This window comes from Stutzerimonas zhaodongensis (assembly GCF_003696365.1).
GTDB classification, from domain to species: domain Bacteria; phylum Pseudomonadota; class Gammaproteobacteria; order Pseudomonadales; family Pseudomonadaceae; genus Stutzerimonas; species Stutzerimonas zhaodongensis.
In genome coordinates this window covers 974400-992628 of record NZ_RFFM01000001.1, presented here as the reverse complement: position 1 = coordinate 992628, position 18229 = coordinate 974400, and the positions used below count along the sequence as shown (strand labels likewise).

Annotated in this window: 23 protein-coding genes; 15 read left to right on the top strand and 8 right to left on the bottom strand. The window is 60.6% G+C overall.

The window, feature by feature from the left end; genetic code table 11:
- The first annotated feature begins 24 nt into the window (after positions 1–24).
- The gene (locus EA797_RS21940) at positions 25–1437 is read left to right on the top strand and encodes a phage tail protein (protein WP_425275560.1); all 1413 of its coding nucleotides are present in this window, start codon (positions 25–27) and stop codon (positions 1435–1437) included.
- 161 nt (positions 1438–1598) lie between these two features.
- Positions 1599–2006, top strand: a complete 408-nt coding sequence (locus EA797_RS04475; protein WP_167468764.1) for a phage tail protein — start codon at positions 1599–1601, stop codon at positions 2004–2006.
- Positions 2007–2049: 43 nt separating this feature from the next.
- Here EA797_RS04475 and EA797_RS04470 read toward each other — a convergent pair whose 3' ends face one another.
- Positions 2050–2604, bottom strand: a complete 555-nt coding sequence (locus EA797_RS04470; RefSeq protein ID WP_122163949.1) for a hypothetical protein — start codon at positions 2602–2604, stop codon at positions 2050–2052.
- Positions 2605–2748: 144 nt separating this feature from the next.
- Here EA797_RS04470 and EA797_RS04465 point away from each other — a divergent pair, with 144 nt between their 5' ends.
- The 8 genes from EA797_RS04465 to EA797_RS04430 are packed head-to-tail and all read left to right on the top strand — an operon-like array spanning position 2749 to position 10041.
- Positions 2749–3942, top strand: a complete 1194-nt coding sequence (locus EA797_RS04465) for a phage tail sheath protein (RefSeq protein ID WP_122163948.1) — start codon at positions 2749–2751, stop codon at positions 3940–3942.
- Between the two features lie 48 nt (positions 3943–3990).
- Positions 3991–4506 carry a phage major tail tube protein gene (locus tag EA797_RS04460; RefSeq protein WP_122163947.1) on the top strand — a complete coding sequence of 172 codons (516 nt, stop codon included), beginning with the start codon at positions 3991–3993 and terminating at the stop codon, positions 4504–4506.
- 54 nt (positions 4507–4560) lie between these two features.
- Positions 4561–4866 carry a phage tail assembly protein gene (locus tag EA797_RS04455; RefSeq protein WP_122163946.1) on the top strand — a complete coding sequence of 102 codons (306 nt, stop codon included), beginning with the start codon at positions 4561–4563 and terminating at the stop codon, positions 4864–4866.
- Positions 4867–4874: 8 nt separating this feature from the next.
- Positions 4875–4997, top strand: a complete 123-nt coding sequence (locus EA797_RS04450; protein ID WP_122163945.1) for a GpE family phage tail protein — start codon at positions 4875–4877, stop codon at positions 4995–4997.
- Complete coding sequence (locus EA797_RS04445) at positions 4987–7566, top strand: phage tail tape measure protein (RefSeq protein WP_122163944.1); 2580 nt, start codon at positions 4987–4989, stop codon at positions 7564–7566. The genes EA797_RS04450 and EA797_RS04445 overlap by 11 nt, the downstream gene beginning before the upstream one ends.
- A 6-nt stretch (positions 7567–7572) precedes the next feature.
- A complete protein-coding gene (locus EA797_RS04440; RefSeq protein ID WP_122163943.1) occupies positions 7573–8013 on the top strand; it encodes a phage tail protein in 441 nt (146 codons plus the stop codon).
- Positions 8010–9269 carry a phage late control D family protein gene (locus EA797_RS04435; RefSeq protein ID WP_122163942.1) on the top strand — a complete coding sequence of 420 codons (1260 nt, stop codon included), beginning with the start codon at positions 8010–8012 and terminating at the stop codon, positions 9267–9269. Before EA797_RS04440 ends, EA797_RS04435 begins: the two co-directional genes overlap by 4 nt.
- 34 nt (positions 9270–9303) lie before the next feature.
- The gene (locus EA797_RS04430) at positions 9304–10041 is read left to right on the top strand and encodes a DUF4145 domain-containing protein (protein ID WP_122163941.1); all 738 of its coding nucleotides are present in this window, start codon (positions 9304–9306) and stop codon (positions 10039–10041) included.
- Between the two features lie 246 nt (positions 10042–10287).
- On the opposite strand, the gene EA797_RS04425 is transcribed toward EA797_RS04430, so the two are convergent.
- From EA797_RS04425 to EA797_RS04410, 3 genes are all read right to left on the bottom strand, one after another.
- Positions 10288–11241, bottom strand: coding sequence for an endonuclease (locus EA797_RS04425; RefSeq protein ID WP_122163940.1), 954 nt, complete (start codon positions 11239–11241; stop codon positions 10288–10290).
- A gap of 1181 nt (positions 11242–12422) precedes the next feature.
- The gene (locus tag EA797_RS04415; protein WP_122163938.1) at positions 12423–13688 is read right to left on the bottom strand and encodes a Y-family DNA polymerase; all 1266 of its coding nucleotides are present in this window, start codon (positions 13686–13688) and stop codon (positions 12423–12425) included.
- A gap of 2 nt (positions 13689–13690) precedes the next feature.
- Positions 13691–14128: a LexA family protein gene (locus EA797_RS04410; protein WP_122163937.1), complete on the bottom strand. Its 438-nt coding sequence runs from the start codon at positions 14126–14128 to the stop codon at positions 13691–13693.
- Between the two features lie 98 nt (positions 14129–14226).
- Here EA797_RS04410 and EA797_RS21875 point away from each other — a divergent pair, with 98 nt between their 5' ends.
- Complete coding sequence (locus tag EA797_RS21875; protein ID WP_208644407.1) at positions 14227–14658, top strand: hypothetical protein; 432 nt, start codon at positions 14227–14229, stop codon at positions 14656–14658.
- A gap of 10 nt (positions 14659–14668) precedes the next feature.
- On the opposite strand, the gene EA797_RS04400 is transcribed toward EA797_RS21875, so the two are convergent.
- Genes EA797_RS04400 through EA797_RS04385 form a run of 4 tightly spaced genes read right to left on the bottom strand, consistent with a single transcriptional unit; the run spans position 14669 to position 16621 of the window.
- Positions 14669–15070 (bottom strand): hypothetical protein, encoded by a 402-nt coding sequence (locus tag EA797_RS04400; RefSeq protein ID WP_122163936.1) that lies wholly within the window; start codon positions 15068–15070, stop codon positions 14669–14671.
- A complete protein-coding gene (locus EA797_RS04395; protein WP_122163935.1) occupies positions 15054–15971 on the bottom strand; it encodes an endonuclease/exonuclease/phosphatase family protein in 918 nt (305 codons plus the stop codon). The genes EA797_RS04400 and EA797_RS04395 overlap by 17 nt, the downstream gene beginning before the upstream one ends.
- The gene (locus EA797_RS04390) at positions 15968–16234 is read right to left on the bottom strand and encodes a helix-turn-helix domain-containing protein (protein ID WP_122163934.1); all 267 of its coding nucleotides are present in this window, start codon (positions 16232–16234) and stop codon (positions 15968–15970) included. Before EA797_RS04390 ends, EA797_RS04395 begins: the two co-directional genes overlap by 4 nt.
- Before the next feature lie 39 nt (positions 16235–16273).
- The gene (locus EA797_RS04385; protein ID WP_122163933.1) at positions 16274–16621 is read right to left on the bottom strand and encodes a helix-turn-helix domain-containing protein; all 348 of its coding nucleotides are present in this window, start codon (positions 16619–16621) and stop codon (positions 16274–16276) included.
- Positions 16622–16705: 84 nt separating this feature from the next.
- Between EA797_RS04385 and EA797_RS04380 the strand changes: the two genes are divergently transcribed.
- From EA797_RS04380 to EA797_RS04365, 4 genes are read left to right on the top strand one after another with little or no spacing between them, the layout of a single operon-like run.
- Positions 16706–16972 (top strand): DNA-binding protein, encoded by a 267-nt coding sequence (locus tag EA797_RS04380; RefSeq protein ID WP_122163932.1) that lies wholly within the window; start codon positions 16706–16708, stop codon positions 16970–16972.
- A gap of 29 nt (positions 16973–17001) precedes the next feature.
- A complete protein-coding gene (locus EA797_RS04375) occupies positions 17002–17469 on the top strand; it encodes a YmfL family putative regulatory protein (RefSeq protein WP_122164691.1) in 468 nt (155 codons plus the stop codon).
- A gap of 39 nt (positions 17470–17508) precedes the next feature.
- Positions 17509–17808 carry an ogr/Delta-like zinc finger family protein gene (locus EA797_RS04370; protein ID WP_101153095.1) on the top strand — a complete coding sequence of 100 codons (300 nt, stop codon included), beginning with the start codon at positions 17509–17511 and terminating at the stop codon, positions 17806–17808.
- Positions 17805–18158 (top strand): hypothetical protein, encoded by a 354-nt coding sequence (locus EA797_RS04365; RefSeq protein ID WP_244214059.1) that lies wholly within the window; start codon positions 17805–17807, stop codon positions 18156–18158. The genes EA797_RS04370 and EA797_RS04365 overlap by 4 nt, the downstream gene beginning before the upstream one ends.
- Positions 18159–18229: the final 71 nt, after the last annotated feature.

Here is an 18229-nt window from a genome sequence, read left to right as displayed (position 1 = left end):
ATGGCAGACCAGAACTCGAAATTTATGGCCATTCTCACCGCCGTCGGTGAGGCCCGGTTGGCCAACGCCACCGCCCTGGGCGTGCCCTGGAACATTACCCAGCTCGGCGTGGGCGATGGCAACGGCGCGGAGCCCATGCCCATCCGCACGCAAACTGCGCTCGTCAACGAACGTCGCCGGGCCCCACTTAACCAGCTGAGCATCGACGCGAACAACAGCTCGATCATCATCGCCGAGCAGGTCATCCCCGAGGACGTCGGCGGCTGGTGGATCCGCGAGATCGGTCTATACGACGAAGCGGGTGACCTGGTTGCCGTGGCCAACTGCCCGCCGACCTACAAGCCGGAACTTGCCCAGGGCAGCGGTCGCACTCAGGTGGTTCGCCTCAATATCCTAGTGAGCAGCACACAGAGCATCTCGCTAAAGATCGACCCGAGCGTGGTGTTGGCAACGCGTGCCTACGCCGATACGTTGATTGTCGACCACCTCGCCGCAACCGACCCTCACAGCCAGTACCAGCTGCGCGGGGGCGTCGTCACGCTTTCCGCTACGGCAGCCATTACCGCAGCGCAGCTTGGCCTGCTACTCCTCGACGCCAGTGGCGGGGCGCGCACCTTCACGTTGCCGGCTGCTAACGCAGCCATCGGCGTGCGTGAGGTCACGCTGCGGCGGGTCGATGTGACCAGCAACGCCTTGGCGATCGCCGCGAGTGGTACCGACAAAATCATGCTCGATACCACGGCTGAGGCGGCGGGACAGGCCACCACCGAGCTGCTATTTGCTGGCGACTTCCTGCGGTTGCGCAGCGATGGCGCCGGCAAATGGTGGTGTGTTGGACAGGCGCAGCTGCCGGGCAGTATTGCCGGCGGGCTTCTGGCCTATACCGGAGTCGGGAATCATACGTTTACCGTTCCGGCGGTGCTTCGAAGTGGTCGCCGCGTTCCAACTGTAACTGTCGTCGGCGGTGGCGGTGCAGGCGCTTCAGGTTCAAGCAACGGGCGAGGGGGCGGGGGCGGCGCAGGAGGCTGCGCAAAGAAGAAACAGGCACTGTCTGGAGTCGCATCGGTTGCAGTTACTGTCGGTGCTGGTGGGCAATTCGGTTCAACGTCGGGTGGCACGACCTCGTTTGGCGTTTACTGCTCCGCTACGGGTGGTTTTGGCGGCCAGCAATATGCCGGCTCGAATTCGGCTGGCGGAGGCCCTGGTGCTGGAGCCGGGGGAACTCTGAATATCGCGGGCGGCTTCGGGTCTGACGGCCCTGTTCAAGGCGGTGCCGGTATCGGTGGTTCAGGTGACGGAGGCGTATCAATATTCGGCGGCGGGGTAAGGTCATCGGGCGGGGGCGGGCTCTCCGGCGCTGCGCCAGGCTCTGGCGGCGGCGGGTCCGAAACAACAACAACGCAAGGCATGCCTGGCGTCGTGATAATCGAGTGGTGATGACTATGTGGGCGCGAATCGAAAACGGCACCGTGGCCGAAATCACGGACCTAGACCCAGCAGGGCGTTTTCATCCCTCGCTAATATGGCAGGCGGTGGGCCAAGCATTAGGGTGCGCTCCAGGTTGGGTGTGGGATGGAACAAAATTCCACGCTCCTAGCGTGCCGTCCGTTTCCGCAAGCGACCTCCGTGTACGGATCGACCTTGCAGCCGACACCGCCCGCGCTGCTGTCGTCGGCGACCCAACCCGGACCATTGAGTACGAGCGCGCAGCTGCCGAAGCGGCCCAGTTCAAGGCCGCCGGCTACCCAGCGGACAATGTGCCCCGCACCGTCGCCGCCTGGGCCATCAACGGCCGCACTGCGCAGCAAGCGGCAGACGACATCCTCGCCGAGGCTGCGGCCTACACCGAGGCGCTGTACCAGATCCGCGAAACCCGCCTGCAGGCCAAGGAGCTCGTCCAGCAGGCGATGGAAGCGGGCGACACCCAACAGGCCCAGAACATTGCCGCCGAAACCATCGCCGCCATTCAGGCAGCAGTGGTGGGTGTTGGGAATGCACAAACCTGAACAGGCGCCTTTATACCGGTCCCCCTTAATCGGGACCGGTTCGTCAGATCGCCGTTTGCAGCAGAGCGTTAGCGGATTGAGCGTACTGGAAAGCGGCTTGCGGAAACGCTGCGATCACGGCTCCTACTAAGCCGACTACGGTGCTCATAACCGTGCCGCCCCACGACGAAGCAAGAGCCTGGGGAAGGGTGACTATTTCGTGGTAGCGGATGTTGTCAAAACATATGCGTACGTGATTTTTTAGCGCCCGCTGATCGAATTCCATGCTGGAGACTTTTTGCTCCAGCTCGTCGACCGAAGCGGACACGTCTTGGAGCAATCTGAAGGTTTCTGACTTTTGGTTATCGAGACCCTGCAGCTGATGGGTATGCGTAAAACGGCTCGACTGCTTGTTCTCCGGCGCTTCAGTTGGCTCGAACTGGACGCGCATAGCAACCATCTTGCTCATGGTCGAAAGTCCCATCGTTACTAGGCCGGCTATAAGCGTGAGCGACAGGCCGAAGCCAAGCATCGGGTTTTCTTCGGCACCCCCCAGTGCAATAAAAATCGCGGCGATCACTACCGCTGTCGCGATGAACACCATGCATTTCTTCAGCATCTTCGTTTCTCCCTTTAGATGCGCGAGATTGTACCTGCGCGCTGTAACACCCGCCGCTACACGGCCCGCCGCTCGCAGCTCTTGCGCGCGCGCGTCACGATCAAGGCTCACTGAACTGGCACCACGCCCACCAGGAGCTGCCCAATGGCCACCGATTACCATCACGGCGTCCGCGTCCTCGAAATCAACGAGGGCACACGTCCCATCCGCACAATCGCCACCGCCGTGGTGGGCATGGTCTGCACCGCCAGCGATGCCGACGCCACTGCCTTCCCCCTGAACAAACCCGTGCTGCTCACCGACGTGCTGACCGCTTCCGGCAAAGCCGGCGAGCTGGGCACCTTGGCGCGCAGCCTCGATGCCATAGCCGACCAAGCCTCACCCGTCACCGTTGTGGTTCGCGTGGCTGATGGTGATGGTGTCGACGATGCCGCCAAGGAAGCCGACCAGGTCACCAAGATCATCGGCGGCGTGACCGCTGACGGCCAGTACACCGGCATGAAAGCACTGCTCGCCGCTGAGGCCCAGCTGGGCGTGCGTCCGCGCATCCTCGGCATTCCTGGGCTCGACTCGCTGCCTGTCACCACCGAGCTCGTTGCAATCGCCCAGCAGCTGCGGGCCTTTGCTTATGCCAGCGCCTGGGGCTGCGCCACCGTCTCCGAAGCGATCGCTTACCGTGCAGGCTTCGGCGCCCGTGAGCTCATGCTGATCTGGCCGGACTTCATCAACTGGGACACCGCTACCAGCGCCAACGTACCGGCCAGCGCCGTGGCTCGCGCCCTAGGCCTTCGCGCCAAGTTGGACGAGCAGGTCGGCTGGCACAAGACGCTTTCCAACGTGCCGGTTAATGGCGTTACCGGCCTGTCGAAAGACATCTACTGGGACCTGCAGAACCCGGCCACCGACGCCGGCTTGCTGAACGCGGAGGAGGTCACCACGCTGATCCGCCGGGATGGCTTCCGCTTCTGGGGCTCACGCACCTGCACCGAGGATCCGCTCTTCGCCTTCGAGAACTACACCCGCACCGCCCAGGTGCTGGCGGACACCATGGCCGAGGCGCATTTCTGGGCGATCGACAAGCCTATGCACGGCAGCCTGGTGCGCGACATCGTCGAAGGCATCAACGCCAAGTTCCGCGAGCTCAAGCGCAACGGCTACATCATCGACGGCGAATGCTGGTTCGACCCGGCCGCCAACGACAAGGACACCCTCAAGGCCGGCAAGCTGTACCTGGACTACGACTACACCCCCGTCCCGCCGCTCGAGAACCTCATGCTCCGCCAGCGCATCACCGACCGCTATCTGGTCGACTTCGCTGCCAGCGTGACCTCCGCCTAATCCCAATTGATCCGCGCGGCTCCGGCCGCGCCGTAGGAGAGCCCAGCCATGGCCCTGCCCAAGAAACTCAAGCACATGAACCTGTTCAACGATGGCGGCAGCTACGTTGGGCAGTGCAAGTCCGTCACCCTGCCAACCCTCGGTCGCAAGCTCGAGGCCTGGCGTGGCGCTGGCATGGACGGCCCGGTGAAGGTCGACCTTGGCCACAGCGACGATGGCATCCAGATCGAGTGGACCCTCGGCGGCTGGGACCTGACCGTCCTGCGCCAGTTCGGCGCCGTGCAGGCTGACGGCGTGATGCTGCGCTGGGCCGGTTCCGTGCAGCAGGACGACACCGGCGCGGTCACCGCCGTCGAAGTGGTCGCCCGCGGCCGGCATGAAGAAATCGACTTCGGCGATGCCGAGTCTGGAGAGGACACCGAGCATTCCATCACCACCGCCTGCAGCTATTACAAGCTCAGCGTGGGCGGCAACGTGGAGATCGAAATCGACCTGCTCAACTTCGTGTTCATCGTCAACGGCGAAGACCGCCTCGCCGAACACCGCAAGGCCATCGGCCTGTAATCCCGGCGCCGGCCAGCGCGCCGGCGTTCCTGAATCAATCCAAGGAGCAACCCCATGAGAAAGCCCACTTACAGCGACAAGATCGTGCTCGAGGAGCCCATCAAGCGCGGCGAGACGATCACCATTATCGAGATCACCTTGCGCAAACCGGCTGCCGGCGAGCTGCGCGGCCTCAAGCTGGCCGACCTGATCAACGGCGACGTCAACGCCACCATCCGCCTGGTACCTCGCATCAGCCAGCCGACCCTGACCGAGCAGGAAGTTGCGGCCTTGGACGTTGCCGATCTGCTGGGCTGCGCGGATGCCATCGCGGGTTTTTTGCAGAAGAAGGCCAGCTCTGCGGAATCCCCCGAAGCGTAGATGACGTCATGGCCGACATCGCCCTGGTGTTCCACTGGGCCCCCGAGCAGATGCAGGGCATGGCACTGCATGAACTGATGGATTGGCGCGAGCGCGCCATCGAACGATGGGAGCGCACGCATGGCGCGTGATCTAAACCTCAAGGTCAACCTGCAGGCGCTGGACAACGCCACGCGCCCGCTGCGCACCATCGCCAGCGGCGCCACCAGCCTGGGGCGTGCCCTCAAGGACACCCGCGGCGAACTCAAGGGCCTGCAGGCCCTACAGAAAGACGTCAGTTCATTCCGCAACCTCAAGGGCGCGTCGGAGCAATCCGGCGCTGCGCTGCAGGCCAACCGCGAGAAGATCAAGCAGCTCTCGCGCGAGATGACCAACACGACAACGCCCACGCGGGCGCTGACCCGAGAATTCCAAAGCGCTGTGCGCGAGGGCCACGCCCTCAAGCAGAAACACAGCGAACAGCAGCGCGAACTCCAGGGCCTGCGCGGCAAGCTGGGCGAGGCGGGCATCAGCACCCGTAACCTGGCCGACCATGAGCGTGAGCTCCGGCAGCGCGTCGATCGCACCAACCAGACACTGGGCCAGCAGGAGCAGCGTCTCAAGCGGCTCACCTCACAGCAAAAGCGCCTCGGTCAGGCTAAGGCGCAATACGAACGGACCCAACAGCTCGCTGGCAGCATGGCTGCGACCGGCGCCGGCGGGCTGGCAAGTGGCGGGGGCATGCTTTACGCCGGGGCGCGCATGTTGGCGCCGGGGCTGGAGTTCGATACCAGCATGAGCAAGGTGCAGGCCTTGGCGCGGCTGGACCAGAACAGCCCCGAGCTCGAAGCGCTGCGCCAACAGGCCCGGGACTTGGGAAGCAGCACCCAATTCACCGCTGGCCAAGCCGCCGACGCCCAGGGTTATCTGGCAATGGCAGGCTTCGACCCGAAGGCAATTCAGGCCGCAATGCCTGGCATGCTCGATCTGGCCAAAGCAGGCGACAGTGAGCTGGCTGAAACGGCGGACATCGCCTCGAACATCCTCACAGGATTCAACCTGCAGGCCAGCGAAACCGGCCGGCTCGGTGACGTCCTGGTCGGAACCTTCACGCGCTCCAACACCAACCTGCAGATGCTTGGCGAGACGATGAAGTACGCCGGGCCGGTTGCCGCAAGCGTTGGGCAGGACATCGAGACCGTCGCGGCCATGGCCGGCAAGCTGGGCGATGCGGGTATTCAGGGCAGCATGGGCGGTACCGCGCTGCGGGCGATCCTCAACCGCCTGAGCGCACCACCAGCCGCAGCGGCCAAAGCGTTGAACACGCTCGGCATCAGTGCGAAGGATGCCCAGGGCAACCTGCGCGATATGCCCACCGTGCTGCAGGAGATCTACGAGAAAACCAAGAACATGGGCGACGCCGAGCGGGCCGGGCTGCTCAAGCACATCGCCGGCGAGGAGGCAGTTGCCGGCATGCAAGTGCTGGTCAAGCAAGCCGGTACCGGCGCGCTGCAGGAGTTCGTCAGCACGCTCAAGAAGACCGAGGGCGAGGCCAGCACAACGGCGCGGACCATGGCCGACAACCTCAAGGGCGACCTCAGCGGGCTCGGCAGCGCCTGGGAGGACCTCGGAATTCAGCTCCAGGAACAGCAAAACGGCCCCATGCGCGAGATCACCCAAACGCTCACCGGCATTATCGGCGGCGTGAAGGGCTGGATCGCCGAGAACCCCAAGCTCGCCGCCAACATCGTCAAGACCGCTGCCGGTGTGGCCATTCTCATGGCCGGCATGGGCGGGCTCACCCTGGCGATGGCCAGCATCCTCGGCCCGTTCGCCATGGTCCGCTACGGCATGATGCTGTTCGGCATTCAGGGCGGTGGGTTGGCTAAAACGCTGCTCAACCTGGGCAAAACGGCGCTGCCACTGGTGGGCAAGGGCATTCTGTTCATTGGGCGCGCGCTGATGATGAACCCCATCGGCCTGGCGATCACCGCGATCGCTGGCGGCGCGTACCTCATCTACCGCAACTGGGACAAGGTCGGGCCGTACTTCCTGGGGCTGTGGGCTGAGATCAAAGCGGGCTTCTCCGGCGGGCCGGGCGGCATTGCCGCCACCATCCTCAACTTCAGCCCGGCGGGCCTGCTGTATCGCGCCTTTGCGGGTGCGCTGAGCTACCTGGGCGTGGATCTGCCGGCTAAGTTCACCGACTTCGGCGGCATGCTCATGCAGGGCTTGGCCAACGGCATCAAGAGTGCGGCGGGCGCAGTGAAGGGTGCCGTGGTTGGTGCAGCGGACAGCAGCATCGGCTGGTTCAAGGAGAAGCTCGGCATCCACTCGCCGTCGCGCGTGTTTGCCGAGCTCGGCGGCTTCACCATGGCTGGCCTCGCGCAAGGCCTAGCCGGTGGCGAAGATGGCCCGCTCAAGCAGTTGGCTGGTACCGCCAAGCGACTCACCCAGGCGGGCGCCGTTGCGATCGGTATCGGCGCCGGAACGCCAGCCCTCGCTAGTGCAGATATGGCAGCCATCGACAGCCGGCCGCCATTGGCGGCGCGTGCCGCTGCAGCAGCGCCCGTGGCTGCCAGCAACACCTACGAGATCCACATCCACGCTGCACCAGGGCAGGACGCCAACGCGATTGCCCGCGCCGTGGCGGCCGAACTGGATCGCCGCGAGCAAGCCAAAGGCGCCCGCGCGCGCTCGTCCCTTTTCGACCAGGAGTAAACCGCCATGATGATGGCTCTCGGCATGTTCGTATTCAGCCTGGAGACCCTGGCCTACCAGGAATTCCAGCGCCAGACCGAATGGCGCCATGGATCCACAAGCCGCATCGGCACCAACCCGGCCCGCCAATACATGGGCCGCGGCGATGACAGCATCACTCTGCCGGGCGTGCTGCTGCCGGCCCTGGCCGGTACCCAGCTCAGCCTCGACACGCTGCGCTACATGGCCGACACGGGCAAAGCCTGGCCGTTGGTGGAAGGAACGGGAAAGGTCTACGGCACCTGGATCATCGAGAGCCTGAGCGAGACGCGGACGCTGTTCTTCCGTGACGGGCAGGCACGCCGCATTGAGTTCACACTGCTGCTCAAGCGCATCGATGACGGGCGGGTGGATCTACTCGGCAGTGCGATCAGCGGCGCCGGCAACATCCTGCGGGGGCTGCTGTGATCGATACGCTCATCAGGCAGGCCAAGGGCTACGCCAAACAGGCGGCGGACAGCTACCGCGAGGCCACCGCCTACCCGCAGCCGATTTGCCGCGTGGATGTGAACGGGCAAGACATCACCAGCGCGATCGAGCAGCGCCTGATCAGCATCGAGCTCACCGACAACCGCGGCATCGAGGCGGATCAGCTGACCATCAGCCTCAGCGACCATGACGGCCTGCTGGCCATCCCGCCCCGTGGCGCCACCGTCAGCCTTTGGCTCGGCTGGAGTGACACCGGGCTGGTGAGCAAGGGCAGCTATACCGTGGACGAGACCGAGCACAGCGGCGCGCCGGACGTGCTCAGCATCCGCGCCCGTAGTGCTGATATGCGCCAGGGGCTGACCGCAAAGAAGGAGCGCAGCTGGACCGGCCAGACGCTGGGCACCATCGTGCAGACCGTCGCGGCGGCTTATGGCCTGTCACCGGTGATCAGCGCGGCGCTGTCCGCGCTCAAGCTCGCCCAGGTCGACCAGGCCAACGAATCCGACGCCAACCTGCTCACGCGCCTGGGCGAGCAGTTCGACGCCATCGCCGCGATCAAGGCCGGCCGGCTGCTGTTCATGCCCGCCGGCAAAAGCCTCACCGCCAGCGGCGCGCCGCTGCCGCATATCACGCTCACCCGCGCCGATGGCGATGGCCACCGCTACCTGCAGGCCGATCGCAACAGCTATTCAGGCGCGCGGGCCTACTACTACGAAGTGAACAGCGCCGAGAAGAAGGAGGCGATCGCCGGCGGCGGCGACAACCTCAAGGACCTGCGCCACACCTACACCGACCAGGAAGCGGCCCTGCGCGCCGCCCGCGCCGAGTGGAGCCGCCTGCAACGCGGTACCGCCACGCTCAGCTACACCCTAGCGAAGGGCCGGCCTGATCTGATCCCCGAACTGACCTACAGCCTCACCGGCATCAAGGCTGAGATCGCCGCCATCGTCTGGCTCGGCGCCAACGTGCGCCACAGCTTCACACCGGACGCCTACACCACCAGCCTCGAGCTCGAATCAAAGCTGCCGGACTCTGACGACGTCGCCGAGCTGGCCGAGGATGGCAGCTATACCGGCATCATTGCCTGGTACCGCGACGAGAAGACCGGCAAGCAGCACAAACTCACCGAGGGCGACCAGACTGTACCCAAGCGGCTGACGCATCTCTATCAAAGCGAGGCGAGCGCCAGACGCGCACTTCAGCGAGAATACGAACGACTTGAAGGGGGCTCGTGACCCGCTTTCGCAATAGAGGTTTTCAGGAGGGCACATGGATCGATCTGTATGGACTGAACAAGTTACAACCTCGCGCTTACCAGCTTGGAAATGCCCAGGTTGTTTGAAGGGCCACGTAATCATGGAGGAGGACTCGCACCGTTACGAAGAAACGGCTGAGTCCAAGGCTATGCATGGTGACGATGGCTGGGACCCGGACTGGATCTCCTACACGTTTACCGCTTGGGGGAAGTGCACGCATACGCCATGCAGTCAAACATTTGCGGTGGCTGGAGTTGGTGGTGTTGACATGGTTTACGATGAGGATGGAGCAGAACTGGTGGAGGTGTTCCATCCTCAGTTTTGTTCACCAATGCCGCGCATCATCGAAATCCCCACTAAATGCCCTCATCCAATTAAGCACGAGCTGAACGCTGCATTTGCTTTGTTCTTTGCTGATCGAGGAGCTTGTGCTGGCCGATTGCGAATAGTGTTAGAGCTGATGATGGATCATCTAGGTATAGCGCAAGAAAAATCAGTGAATGGGAGAACTTCGCAGCTAAAGTTACATGCTCGAATTGAAGAGTTTTCTAAGCAGAATGCTGAGATCGGGAATCAGCTAATGGCGCTGAAATGGCTGGGCAACACGGCCGCTCACGAAGGAATAGCTCATCGTGGGCATCTGCTAGATGCTTTTGAGATTTTAGAACACGTGCTGGCGGAAGTGATTGACGAGCGATCGGCAAGGGTCGCTGCGTTGGCTGACAAGATGAAAAGTCGTTACGGAAAATAGAGGCGTTGCCTCGACGCACGCAAGGTATACGTGCATCGCTCCAGGGCGTCGCTTACGACTGCCATGCGCGCATTAGACCGGGAATGGAAACATTTACGGAGCGCCTGACCGAGCCGGAGCCGCAGCAGGAAGAGCCGCAGCGCTCGGCCTGGGAACTGATCGACGACGAGTGGGACGGGGACCATGCCCCGATGTGCATGTAGCTGATGTGGACGTGAGCGCTTCGGCAGCGGGTGCCGAATTCCCTTAATGGCAATTGCCGGCCTTTCGATAGCCAGCGGCTGCAGCTTCGGTCTCTGAACGGAACGGCACCTGGTTCTTTGGCGCCACTTTGTCATAGCTTGGGCACCCCTCGGCGAGGTGATAAACCTTGCTGTTTCGATTGCCGATGATCACGCCGGCGCTGCCGGCTTTGGACGATGGGGCCGCAGCAGCCCGGGCAGGAACAGCGCTCACGATTCCCTCGCGGGATGGCTTGTGGCCAAGGCTCCAAGACCGAGCGCCCGTCACGAACGGGTTCGGGTGGCCCATCACCTTGGCGGTGCGCCTGTTCCATTCCTTCTCCCAAACTGACACTGGATACTGCTCATCCCAGGCCATGAGCAGCTGCTGTTGCTGCCTGGACATGGACAGCCCGTATCGGTCGTACATGTAAAAGGTGGAGCGCGCCACCAGGCCTTTGACGTCATTGCGTGGCTCAGCGGCTCGCCTCTTGAAATCCACGCGAGTAGGGCAGGCTCCGTACTGTTGGGCGACGCCAGTCACCATTGCGTATTGGTAGTTGCTGCGGTCGCCGTTCACCTCTCCAACGGACGGGTACAGGTTGAACAGGTCCGCTTCCATCGCCCGAAATACAGGGTCATCCGCGACGCAGTTCTTCCGCCCGCCGTTCTGCCAGCACTGGCGCTGGTGACCAAAGATCCAGGCCGGGACGATATGTTCCCACTCGATCCGATCCGCGCGAGTCTTTTGAGCTCGAGTTTCGTAGCCGCAAGACTTCGGATCGATCCTGCCGCCCGATTTGCCGGTCCACTCCCATTTACAACCACAGTAGAGTTCGCCTTGGTCGCTGAGCGCCTGGTCGAAGAATATCTGCTGTTTGGCCATCACCTTGGCAGCCAAGAAGGTGGCCGGCGCATCGCCGTGGGCGTGTGAAACAAGGTGGAATGTGGCAAGCAATACGAAAACAAAGCGATTCATGCGAGCTGGGGCGCCAATCCAAAATGGGCGCGCATACTACACCGGCGTGCTGACCTGTTACCGCGACGAGTGGACCGGCACGCAACCCAAGCTCACCGAGGGCGACACACCCATGAGGCCGCTACGCCTGTCGGGCACAACTACAACTAGCAGCACCCAGTGCGCGATGGGCTGGGAATGAAAGCGACTGAACAGTAGGACGATCCCATCTTCCGTCCTGCGATGCGAATAATTCAATCGGTCGCGTTGTATCTTGGTAGGTTAAAATCGAGGTCGTAGGAATGACGCAATCTACAATTATTTTTTGCTAAGTGAGCGCGCTAGCTATGCATGAAGAAGTTTCAAAATGTAGGCGTAATTTGCTGCTGGTCGCTAGCTTGATCATCGCATTTGAACTTGGGGGAGGCAGCATCAATAGCGTGCAGGCTTCCGGGGTGGCTTTCGCTCTAGCCCGACCAGAAATAATAAAATATTTCGTATGGCTAGTTTTGGGATACGAGTGGTTAAGATTTCGACGGATATATGACTGCGACGAATCATGGAAGAGATATAAAACTGAGCTTCATCTAACGCAACGAATGCAACGTTATCTCTCAGATTCTGACGACAATTTCCGTGCGGCCGGAGCTAAGTCATTGAAACGGATGCTGTTCAGGCGTGAAGTACATTTCACTAATCTAATAAGGGGCCATAGTGTCGCACGAATGCTTAAGGTTAACTGGCTGCGGATGTTTCCTAGCGAGGTGCTAACTGATTGGCGCCGTGCACTCAAAAACCGACAATTCGTCGAATACGACCTCCCTCAGCTTTGGGCTTCGTTTGCTATCGTCATTACTTATCTTGCTTGGATCGGCCACTTAACCATACGTTAATTGAGTGCCCGGCGTATGCCGGGCCTGGAGCTTTAGATTGCGGTGTTTTTCAGAGCATATAAAAGCCTAACTAGATATCGACGATCTGTATCGTTTAGCTGCATGATTAGACTAAGCAGCGTCTCTGGGCTGAGATCCATATTCGGCTCAAAGTTCGATGGTTGGACAGTTAGCTTTTTGTTCTTCGACATGTTTACTCCATACACGTCTACCAAGCGCCCGGCGCCTCGTGGCGCCTCCCAATCGCTTGGAGAACAGCCGATTTTCTGCATATCCATGCGTGCCACCACCGCCCTGGTCAACTAAATATCAGGCACCAACAGTGATCAGCTCGTCCCAATTGGTGGTGTAGCAGCGGCTCATCATGTCGCGGCGCATGCCCCAGTCCGGTTCGACGGGTACGCGACCCAGGCGCACCGTGCCGCGGCCCTCGCGCTTGTTGATCTGATCGACGATGCTCATCAGGCGCTCCGCTCCGCGCCGTGGCGCTGGCGCGAACAGGTCCGGCGTCACCTCGCCACGCTGGCTCAGATCGATCAGCAGCACGGCGCACTTGGAATAGGCGTAGCCGGGACGGTAGATATGGCGCAGCCCGCGAAGGGCGACGGCAAGCAGGTCGCGAGTATCGTCCGTGGGCGTGGCGAGCGGGCAGGTGAGGCCGTTGGCGTACCGGGGCAGTTCCGGGTTGTGATACTGGGTCTGCAGGCTCACCTGCAGCGCCCCGCAGAGCGACTGCTGCTGACGTAACTTCTCCGCTGCGCGCGTCACATAGGTGGCCATCGCTTCCTGGATGGGTCCTAGGTCCCGCAGCTTGCGACCAAACATCTTGCTCGAGCAGATCGCCTGCTTCGGTGGTGGGCCCTCGTTTATGCCGATGCAGCTGATGCCTCGCAGCTCGCGCGCCGTGCGCTCCAGGGTGACGCCGAAGGTTTTGCGCAGGGTGCCGATATCGAACTGGGCGAGATCCCACGCCGTTTCGATGCCCAGTGGTCGCAGGCGGGCCGCCAGGCGCCGGCCAACGCCCCATACTTCGCTCACCGCGGCGATGCGCAGCAAACGTTCCTGCCGGGCGGGGTCGGTGAGGTCTACCACGCCGCCGGTGGCCGGCCACTTCTTCGCGGCCCAGTTGGCCAGCTTGGCCAGCGTCTTGGTGGTGCTGATGCCCACGCCAACCGGCATGCCCACCCATTGCAGCAGCCGCGCGCGGATGCGCTTGCCGTACTCGGTCAGATCTTCCTGCACGCCGCTCATGTCACCCCAGGCCTCGTCGATCGAATACACCTCGATGGCCGGTAGCATGCTGGCCATCACCGTCATCACCCGGTTACTGATATCGGCATACAGCGTGTAGTTGCTCGAGCGCACCACAACGCCGGCGGCGGCGAGCTGGTCTCGGACCTGGAAGAAAGGCGCGCCCATGGGAATGCCGAGCTGCTTTACCTCACTGGTCCGGGCAATCACGCAGCCGTCATTGTTCGAGAGCACCACCACGGGTACCCGCTTGAGCTCCGGCTGGCAGATCCGTTCGCAACTGCAGTAAAACGAGTTGCAATCGATCAGCGCGAAGATGGGCATGCTCAGCGGCCCACATAGCTAATGACCCAGCGCACCATCCCGAAAATCTCGACGAACTCCTCGAGCTCCAGGTTGATCGGCTGGGCGAAACGGTGGGCGGCTTTAAGCACCAGGCGCCCGTCGGCATCTTCGGTCAGCAGCCGCACGCGGTACTGGTTTTCACCATCCAGCCCGACCACCACGTAGCAGTCCGGCTTGCAGCGGGCCGAGCGGTCAACCACCAGGCGATCGCCCGGGTACATGCCGAAGCCCAGCAGGCTGTCATCGTCGACCCTCACCACCCAGATCTGCGGCGCCCCGAGGCCCACTAGGCTGTCCAGCGAAAGGCAACCTTCCTTCTCGTCCTCGGCGGGCGACTGAAAGCCCGTAATTCGCAGATCCGCCGCTTCCGGCAGCAGGTGCCGCAGGCGATCTTCGCGACCCAGAATGGTGAGCGTCATAGAGCAACTTCCGTAAAATACTGTATGTGCATACAGTAAAACGAAAGATACCCCTAGCGGTCAATTGGAAACAGCAGACCGATGACCGGAGGCAAACCATGTGCGGTGGCGTAGAAGCGCGAGACGCCGAAAAGGCCTACAAGGTCTACTTTCCCAGCCCCAAAGCAGCCTTCCCGGTGATGCTCGACTGCGGTGAGTCGTTGGGCTGGGTCAAGTGGGGCCGCCGGCGTGAAGAGCCAGGCCAAGGCCCGCAGGGCGGCTGGGCGCGGCTTGAGACGGTAGAGCGGGGCGGCTGGGAGAAGTACCGGCCGCTACGCGCGTTCGGCCTGGTGCAGCGCTACATGGAGAAGGACGCCTCGCGCATGTCCCACTGGTTCGAAATGCAGGAAGGCTTCGCGCTGGACTGCCTGGTATTGAGAGAGGGTGATCAGCGGCGCGTGTATGTGGTCACCAGCACGCCACCGGAGGAGTTTTCTTGGATCCACGATCGATGGCCTCTAGTTGCCGCACTGAATCTCAAACGGTCTTAGTGTCATGGGCCTAAGCTTGCGTTTGCTCTATATTAATGAGATCGAGGAAGCGGAGTGCTACGGATGGCCTCGCAAATATATCAGCTAGCGAGTCTTCTATTTCTTCCTTTGTAGAGCAATGCCAGGTTTCGTGTTCCATGGTAATTTTTAGCGGGTATCCATTTTGCGAATCCGGAAGCCATTCACATATCACCTTAAAAGGAGAATCAACCAAGGGGTTGTTGGCTGTTATGTATTCTTTTTTGAAAACGCTCGATCTATCGGCATATAAGCTTAGCTGCAATCTCCCGTCCGTAGCGTTTAATATCTGTTGAAATACATCCTTCAGTGTCTCATTGATTTCGCAGCGGTTTCGTTCCATCTGCTTTGCGATGGTGATGCCGGAATTAAAGGCGTCAAGTATTTTGCTCATATTTTTCTACCTTTCCGTAAATAGGAAGATGGTCATGATCTTTGAAAAACTCAGCACCGAGGATGCTTGAGTTGTCGTAAGACAAAACCGTAGTTAACCCTTCTGCTAAGTGCCAGTCGCCATGCCCTAGAAAAGCTGACGATACAATTATTTGATCAAACGTAAACCATTTGGTGACGTGCTGGCTCGTCTTAAGATAATACGTGCCGTGGCATGGCGAAACCTCACTACGACCGCAGTATGGGGCCGGCCCTCCAAGGGTGCGCCAGAAGGGGTTGTATAGGAAAAAAGGTTTGGTCAGGAGAAGCTTTCGGTCACGGGTAGCGCGCAATTTGTCGTAAATAGGTTCTTCGAAAGGCTCGTTATTAAAGTCACCTATTATAATAATCTTTGCGTTATAACCTTCTTCTTCGAAGATCTCGTCAATATAATCACGTAATGCTATTCCGAGTTCATCTCTTCCTAGCTCTGGTCGTGATAGCTTTGAGGGCCAGTGTGCCACGAAGAAATATATTGGCTCCACCGTTGCTTTGATGTTAAAGCGAAATAGTGTCGCAATCTTTAATCGTCCGGAGTAGTGCGGCTTTATTATGCTTTCGTGATCAATCAGTTCGAGCGTTTCGGTCTTGTAAAAGATACCTATGTCATTCGTAATGCGGCCGTCTCGGCCAGAAGCATCTATTCCTTTAAAGCCTGAATGAGTGAGCATTGGGTCAATCTGAGCCATAAAATCGTTATTGACTTCGCCAAACGCAATGAAATCCAGATTGAGTAAATCGTCGAGATGGCAGAAAAGGAACCATGCTCTAAGGAGCGCTTTATGATTTATTTTATTAACGCTTATAACCGGGGCTTTGAAACTGGTATTCCACCAAGCAAAGGATAACTGCGGTGGATTCATTGCGGATCCGACCTCGAGCCAGTTGATTTCCTGTTGCCAGTAATGATGTACAGCACGTCCGCATCACTGCGTGCGGCCAGCGCCTGCAGGTAGTCGATGGGGATGATCGAGGTGCCGTTCTCGAAGCGCTTTTGCATGTAGTCGGTCATGCCGGCCAGGTGCGCCAGTTCGTGGACTTCCATGCCGAGGCGCTTTCGCTCCTCGAGCAGGCGATCGCCGAAGTCACGTGGGCGGTCTTCAAGGTCAATGGCTGATGCGTGCATGCTGGCTTCTCCTTGCCTCTTCACTCGGCGATGAGTGAATTACTGGTCTGAATTGATTACGTATCGCCCGGCCGACTCGGCCAGTGCGGAGGACATCCTTCGTATTGCGGCTCGATCGCTGTCCGGCATTGAACGGTAGTGGTTCAGAACCTCTGATTCCTCACTCGAAAGACCGTCCGCTGTGACAGCTGCACGCGTCCCAGTAACCACATAAAGAACGTCGACACCTTTTTCAGCTATGGCTGCGAGGTAGTCGGCGCTTGGGCTTCCGTTGCCCTTCTCATAGTTGATCTGGGTCGTCTTCCCCACGCCTGCGAGCGCTCCAAAGTCGGTCTGGCTGAATCCCAGGCGCGACCTTTCTTCCTTCAGTCGCTCACCGATGGCCATATATTTGAACCTCAACCGTTGACAGGTTCAGAAATCTGAACCAATATCCGCACCAGACCACACGAAACCACACGAATTTGAACTATGCCGAACGGATACCCAAGCGAGCAAGCGCGCACTGACGCACGTGATCGGCTTTGCAAGCTCGGTCTCACCGCCAAGGAATGGGCCGAGCAGAACGAAATCAGCCCTTCGACGGTTTACGCCGTGCTAAACGGGCAGAAGAAGTGCCTGCGCGGTGAAGCCCACCGGGCTGCGGTGTTGCTAGGCATAAAGGAAGGCGTCGTTGCGGGCATCACGCCGCGCTACGGCCGCCGCAAATCTGACCTTGTGGCAGTGATTCCAAAGTAATGGCATTCATCCTGGTGGGAAACGAGAAGATGAAGCACTTGATACTAGACAGCCGCCGCAAGGTGGTCAGCGCCATCATCGGGGCTTACCCGGGCGGGCGTGACTGCGCCGCTGCGCGGCTAGGCCTGGAGTTGAAGAAGTTCGACAACCACGCCTATGAGAATGCGGGGCACCGCCCGCTGACCGATGAGCAGATTCATATGCTCGAGGAAGAAACCGGCACCCACTTTCTGCCCGACTACATCGCCGCTCAATACGGCGGTGTCTTCGTCCCGCTCCCCACGGCAGAAGAACTGGACAACACCGAGCTCTACCACCGCAGCGTTGCCACTGCCACACGACGCGGCCTGGTGGATCTGATCATCGCCAAATCCCTGGAGAACGGGGTCATCGATGCGGGCGAAGCACAGGCCATCCTGGACGCTCACCGCTGCCACGTTTCTGCGCGCCATGCAGAAATAGCAGCACTGCTCGCGCTGTATTGCCGCCACAAATAGAACGTAGTACGGCCGCTGCCACGGCTGGGGGAGAGGGATTTGAGCGTATACAAGCTGGTTTGCCCGGCCTGTGGGGAGCGGATGCGAATTCGCAACTCTGAGGGACAAACACCGACATTCCGCACCATTTACGGCCAATGCCAGAACCTGGCTTGCGGATTGGTCCTAACGGGCTCGATGAGCTGGGATTACCAGATCAATACGTCGGGCATGGACAAGCCGAGGGTGGTGCTGCCGATTGCGCCGTCCGTGGCGAAAATGCAGGCATTGCGTGACAGCCGACCTGCAAGCGATCAACCCGATCTGTTCGATCAGCCACTCAAGGAAGCACTCGCATGATGAGCGATACCTCTGCCAAGGATTACCGCAGCACGATGCAAGCCGCCGCCAAAGCCTACATCCTGCGCCATCAGGATGAGTACCTCGGAGACGATGAGCGGCTATACGACCGCACTTGCCGCTATTTAGTTCACGGCCTCGAAGTGCCGACGTTCATGGCGCAGCGCCTGGTACACCTGGCGATGACAGAGGTCGCGTCCCGCGTGGCCATCGATCGAGCGCAGGGCGACTCGACCCGTCTCTGTTTGGTGCATGTGCGCAGCGGGGAGCGCGCCTTGTTTCCGCTCCGCTATTTGCCATTACGTTTGCAGCCGCCCATGACTCTGCAGGCTGCAGCAGCCGCTCACTGATCATCCCCTGAACTGAATCCAGCCCATGCCCGCCGTTGCGCGGGCAGGGGAAAGTTGCGCCCGAATGGTGG